The organism is Candidatus Hydrogenedentota bacterium (assembly GCA_035450225.1).
Classification (GTDB): domain Bacteria; phylum Hydrogenedentota; class Hydrogenedentia; order Hydrogenedentales; family SLHB01; genus DSVR01.
Genome location: DAOTMJ010000089.1, coordinates 1 through 5,007, shown reverse-complemented (window position 1 = coordinate 5,007; position 5,007 = coordinate 1). Strand labels below are relative to the sequence as shown.

At 54.4% G+C, this 5,007-nt stretch carries 3 protein-coding genes; all 3 read right to left on the bottom strand.

All coding sequences use genetic code 11. The features are described 5' to 3' along the window. On the bottom strand, positions 1–1,180 hold a 1,180-nt coding region (locus P5540_19685), incomplete at its 3' end, for a hypothetical protein (GenBank protein HRT67035.1). 33 nt (positions 1,181–1,213) lie between these two features. Further along, positions 1,214–1,468, bottom strand: a complete 255-nt coding sequence (locus P5540_19680; GenBank protein ID HRT67034.1) for a hypothetical protein — start codon at positions 1,466–1,468, stop codon at positions 1,214–1,216. Between the two features lie 171 nt (positions 1,469–1,639). Next, entirely contained in the window at positions 1,640–4,960 is a 3,321-nt protein-coding gene (locus P5540_19675; GenBank protein HRT67033.1) for a JAB domain-containing protein, read from the bottom strand. Between the last annotated feature and the right edge of the window lie 47 nt (positions 4,961–5,007).

The window sequence follows — 5,007 nt, the reverse complement described above, 5'->3', positions numbered from 1 at the left end:
ATGCCGCGGCGGCCACAGTGGAGTCGAGATCAAGCGCGTGGGCGGCCGTTCCTTTAATTTTTGCGGTGATAGTCAATTTGTCGCTGGCGGTTTTCGCGGCGGTAACGTCGGGATGCGCGGGTGTGTCCGTGCCGTAGGTTGTGCCTTCGCCGGATGCTTTGTTTATCGCGGCCACCAGGTTGTCGATTGAGTCTTCGGCCGTGGCGCCGATCAGCACGTCATAGGGCGCTTCGCCTAATTCTCCGCCGGCAAGGTTTGTGCCGGACCATGAGGCATTGGTGATGTCGGTAGCCACTTCGATCGCGTCGCCTACGTCGCCTATTTCGTCAGCGGTAACTCGGAAAGTGTCGGCGGCGGCTTTGGATGCCGTTACGCTGGCATGTTCGACGGTTCCGGTGGAGTATTTGACGCCTTCGCCGGCGCCGCCGGTAAATGCGGCCACCAGATTATCAATGCAGCCTTCGGCGGTGAGTTCCACCAGCACTTCATTAGGCACGGCGTCCGCGCCGCCGCTGAGGTTGGCGGCTCCCCAGGCCACATCGGTTGCTTCGTTTTCTTCCGTTTCGGTTGTGTCAATCAGATTGCCGGCCGCGCCGATTACGCGCGCGGATACGTTCAATGTCGTGGCGTTGCTGGCCGTGGCTTCCACGTCCGGGTGCGCGGCGGCTACTTTATATTTTACTCCGTCTTTTTCGGCGGGCGTGTCGCGGTTAATCGCGTCTTTGAGATTGGCCAGGGCGGCGGTATCGTCGGCGCCGATCAGCACTTCGCCTTCTTCGGGCGTCAGGTTGGTTTTGAATGTATAGGTTTTTTCGCCTATCGTTACGGTATTGCCGTCCTGGATTTTGCTTCCTCCAGCGGCTACGGTAAGCGTGCCGGCGGCTTTCGCTTCGGTAAGTGCGGTAACAAATTCATAGGCAATATCATCCACGGTTACTGTTTCGCCGTTGGCGGCTACACCTACAAAAGTCAGGTCGGCTTTGGCGCGCGCGCCGCCTTCGGCGATAGCTTCCTGGAAGGTATAAATTGCGGAGCCGATTTTGATTGTTTCGTTATCTTCGGCGTTGCCGGTAAAGGTCAGGATTGCCTTTGCGGCCACAGCGTTCACCGGGGTTTTATCGGGCAGGCCGATTTGCGCGCCGGAAATCTGGCCGCCGTAGATTATCGCGTATAAGGCCATCAGATCGGGAATAGTTTTCATGATTGGCCTCCTTTAAGAGTAGTTATAAGTGGCGCGGTCGTTCCAGACGGCGTTATAGTCATTGACGCCGTTGGCAAACTGAATCGCCGTGCACAGGCCGGAGGCCGGATCATAGGTTATTTTTTGGATTTGCCATTCTGCGGCGGTTGCGGTAGCGCCGGCGCGCGCGCGGCCGATATATTCCGGGCGGTTGCTGGCGTCATACGCTATTTTGCGTTGCAGATCGGATTCGTCGAAGGGGAAACTTATTGTGTGATTGTTCACCATATTGGACCTCCTGTTTTACGTATGGTTTGGTTTGGTTTCGCGCCCAATAAAAAAAGCCCCGGACTGCCCAGGCGTTAAACGCCTCGCAATCCAGGGCTTTAATTTTTTAGGCCTTGGCCGGTTCATCAGGCCGGCGGCTCTTTTATTTGTGTTAATTAAATCATATTTTCCTCAAAATGCAAGCGTGTTTTGCCGTTTTGCCCGGCGCGCTTCGATGAGCTTATCGCGGTGTTCGCGCAGCATTTGGGCTTTAACTCTTTGGCGCACCTGTTTGCGCGCGGTGGTGATGATCTTGTTCACCAATTCCGTCTTGCGCCAGGCGGGCATTTCCGCCCACGCGGGCGAAGTGACAGAGGCACTTAGTTTACGCCGGGCGATATCGCTGGATGTGTCCAGATAATCCCGGTATTGCTCCATGCTCATTTTGATTGATATGCCGTTGATGTTCATCGTGCGTGCCGGCGGCGAAGATTTGAGTATGCCCTGCGCGGCCATTTCCCGCAGCGCGTTATATACCGGATCGTTGCCTTTGGCTTTCGTGATCGGAAGTATGGCGGCCGGGGCCTGCTCGGCAAGCTCCGCTTTGGCCTTATCAAAACGGCGGCGGTAAGCGTTTTTTTCCGCTTCGCTGCGTGAGGGATCGGCTTCTACGCGGGCCATTTCCTTGTGCATATCCTGCAGGCGGACGGATATTTGGGCGCGGCTTTGTTCCGGGGATACGGAAACGATATTCACGCCAAACCAGCGGGCGAGTGCTTGCGGCACGGTTACGCGCTTGCCCCAGCGGTCTTCCTTGCCCATAATTGCTTTACCTGTATAACCTGCCGCGCCTTGTCTGGTAAGCATAGCGGGCATCCAGGTGTTTACCACATATTCCAGATATTTTGCCGCTTTGATTGGCGCGGGATCAAGCTGGTTGTATATGGGCGTGCCGTAGAAGGGATGCGTGGGCGGCTGGCCGGTTTCGTCGCGCGCGGAAAGTCCGGTATAGAAAAGGCCTAAGAACGGATTGGATATGCCCAAATCGCGCATTGTGCCGCCGGTGTCCAAATCTTTGGCGTTTCTGAATAATTCTAGATAGTTGCCCCAGGGAAAGAAGTATTCCATATTTACCCACTGCCAATGTCCGGCGGGGGATTTCCACGGCAGGATCATCACAGAGCCGGCGTTTTTGATATAGGCGGGTAGCTGTTTTTCCAGGTCTTCCCAATCATCGTCGTCCAGGTCGTGCAGTGCCATCGCCAGCATTTTAGCTGCCGGATAGATGAGCGCGAATTTGGCTAATACCCAGGGCCGCTTGATCAATGACTCGGCGATTAAGGGCGCGATTTTGTATTGGTAGGAAACGAAGGGCACGATTGTTTGGCGCAGCCCTTTGACGGATCGGGAAGTCAGCGAATAATCCATGCCCCATTTCATCGCTTCGAGCGCGGCTTCGTCAATACTCGCGCCGGATTGCCGCATCTGTTTGAATATAGCTAGTTTGGCGATATCATCAATGCGGCCGTAATACTTGGCCAGATTTTTTGCGGCGGTAATCACCTTATCCCAGCGGCCGGTTTCGGCCTTGCGGAATTCGTTCAACACGTCGTTAATTTCCGTGGTGAACCAGTTGGTATGAAACATGCCCATGCCGAACGCTTCCTCGTATATCTTATCTTGAGCTTTAAATGATTCGATGCCGGAGATAATATCTTTTATTACATTCGGCAACGAGCGGCCGCGCATGTTCTGCTGGATGATGTTGGATACAATATTGCGCGTCGCGGTAGGCACGTTCAGCGCCACTTTGCCCATTTTGAAATACGCCATGCCTTCGCGGTGGATTTGCAGCATGGTATTGAATAGCGCGCCCTGGTCGGCGGTGATATCCATTACCGGCTTGAGATCGTCGGCGATTGGCTTCGCCACAAACGCGCCGGCCAGCGGGCCGTAGTGGCGGGTGTTGGGCAGTTCCACATAATCTTCCGGCGCTTTCTGCGCTTTGGTTTGCGCGCGATCCAGCGCGGCGGCGAGGGTATCGTGGATTTCTTTCACGTCGGGCGAAGGCGCGGTGCGCATCATTTCGTTGTAGATTTTCACCTGATCAATTAGTTTGCCCACGCTCATGGTAACGTAGCGGCGGGTGCGGCCGTGGATCGGTTCTTTGAGTTTCGCGCCGATGGCGACGCGCACGACGGAGGGTTGCCATACCCATTCGGGATTATTGGCGATCGTTTCCAGAAAATCGAATTTCGCGATATCCGTCAGCGCCTTGCCCATGCCGACCGGCACAGCGACGGAGGCGTCTTCGATCAGGCCCAGCTCGCGGCGTTGTTTTGTCGTCAGGTTTGGATTGCGGGCCAGTGTGTAGGAAAGATCCAGTTTCCCGGAAGGCATAACGCCGATATCTCCATCTTCACCCACGATATGTTTGGCATACATATAGTGAACGTATTTACCTTTGTGTTTGTCAAAGGTTTCCTGCGTGAGAATGCCGCGGTCAACGAGCATTTCGCCGATGATTTCCGTGCGGCGTTTGATGTTTTGCGCCATTTCGCGCGCCTCGTCGGGCAGGTATTCCACCGGGATATCGCCATTGAGATACCAGAACATATCTTTTTTGACTTCCGGCGGGTAGGCGTCAAGTTCCGTTTTCAGTTTGTCGATAAAGCGCACGGCTTTGGCGACGTTGCCCATCGCCTGATAGCGGGCGGTGAGCGCCTTACCGCCGTCGTTAAGCGTCGAGAAGGGTTGCCAGAATTCGCGCCAGTGTTTTTTCAGTTTATCGATAGTTGGTTTGGCGTCGGTGGACATGCGCCCGGTGGCAATTTCCACGGCGCGCGATACTTTGCGGCCGGCAGCGGCGGTTACTTTGGCCGTGAGATCTTCCGCCGTTTCGGACACAGAAAGGAATTCGCCAGATGCATAATCCGGCAACGTGCCGTCTTCCCTTTTAGAGCCGGTTCGATCGAGTATATCCAATAGTTTTATTTCCCCGGTCGCGTCGACGAAAAACTTTTTAAGGTTTGCCGCTTCTTGCGGGGACATTATTTTGTCGGGTGTAAATATAATCACAACACTGGCGTTATGTTTTTCCAATGCTTGCAGTATTTCTTTTTGTGCCTCGCCACGGATTTTACTGTAATCGGTAATCGTGAGCGTGCCGGCCAGTTGGTTCTGATTATTGAGTAAGAGCGCGCCGCCTTGCGGTATATAGCGGCGGGCAATGTTATAGGCGTCCACAGTGGAAGATATTTTTTCGTTGACTTCCGCGGTTTCGAACACGCGGCGTAATACCGGGACGTTGACTTTACCGGGGACATCGGGAGTGGTGCCGGCAAAATGACCAAAACTTTCATTGTAGGCGGCGTAGTGTTCTTGAGTAACGACAATGCTGTCCATCAGCGTAACGCCGGAGCCGGCCAGTAGATTTTCCAGGCGTTCGTGCATCTTTCTGTCTTGAACGGAAAAAGAGGGGTTGCCGGACGGATGATTATGCGCTACAATAATATATTTTGCGCCGGGTGTGTTAAGTGCTTCGCCGGCTAAAGTGGATA

Coding starts and splice junctions, on each gene's coding strand:
- P5540_19680 (HRT67034.1), bottom strand. CDS start 1,468: ATGGTGAACAATCACACAATAAGTTTCCCCTTCGACGAATCCGATCTG.